This is a genomic window from Pigmentiphaga sp. GD03639 (genome assembly GCF_029845405.1).
In the GTDB taxonomy this organism is placed as follows: Bacteria; Pseudomonadota; Gammaproteobacteria; order Burkholderiales; family Burkholderiaceae_B; genus Pigmentiphaga; species Pigmentiphaga daeguensis.
This window is the reverse complement of record NZ_JAOCLR010000092.1, coordinates 1-807: the sequence shown is the minus strand read 5'-3', so window position 1 is coordinate 807 and position 807 is coordinate 1. Positions and strand designations below refer to the sequence as shown.

Genomic DNA, 807 nt, shown 5'->3' with positions numbered 1-807 from the left:
TCGCTTCCTCGCCGAACTGGCGGACATCGCCACGCCGAGCGGTTTTCTGTTCGTGGCCTTCCGCATTCCCTACAGCCCGGCGGTCGGCGTGAAGCTGATCGCCACGCCCTGGACGGATGCGAACCTGCAGCATGTCGAGGGCATCACCGCCGAAGAGCTGCGGCAGGAGCACCGGGCCAAGGGCGTGCCGGAGTCCCTCGTGGAAGTGTTGCACCTGGCTGCGCTCGCCGACGTTCGCATGTTGGTGTTCGATGCCGACGCGCCAGTGCTGGACGGGCTGACGCTCTACGACGACGAGTAACCCGCAACCCATTCGAGCCCCCACGTCGGGGCTCTTCTTTTTCGCGGAACGCGGTGCCGGCGCATTGCCGATTCCCAACGGACGGTCGCCGCCATGTGCCGCACGCTGGCCGCATGTTCGCTGGCGTTGCCGGCAGCATGCCCAGGCAGTCGAGACCTTCAAGACTGCGGCGCGGTTCGCCGTGCTGGTTGCTTCGTTCTCCGGGCGCACCCGCGTCCATCCACCTCACCCTCAAGGGACAGACCTCCCTTGCGGGCGGGAGTCCCTTGGTTGCCACAAGGAGTCTCCCCATGGATACCCAAGCCATCCGCGCACAGATGCCGACGCTCGTTGTCGGTCATGTGCCTTCCAACGTCCGTTCGTTCAAATTCAACATCTTCGACGGCCAGCCCAAGGTTTCGACGCTGGGCTTTCACATCGACCCGAAGCCTTTCGAGGGCAAGGTCATCGCCACCACCGACGAGGCCATCGTCGTCAAGACGGGACGAGCCGAGTTCGCGGTGCTC

Annotated in this window: 2 pseudogenes; both read left to right on the top strand. The window is 64.9% G+C overall.

Going from position 1 to position 807, the window contains the following annotated elements:
- A pseudogene (locus N5K27_RS28975) lies at nt 1–301 on the top strand (ABC transporter substrate-binding protein); the annotation flags it as partial.
- A 290-nt stretch (nt 302–591) separates the two neighbouring features.
- A pseudogene (locus N5K27_RS28970) lies at nt 592–807 on the top strand (GTPase); the annotation flags it as partial.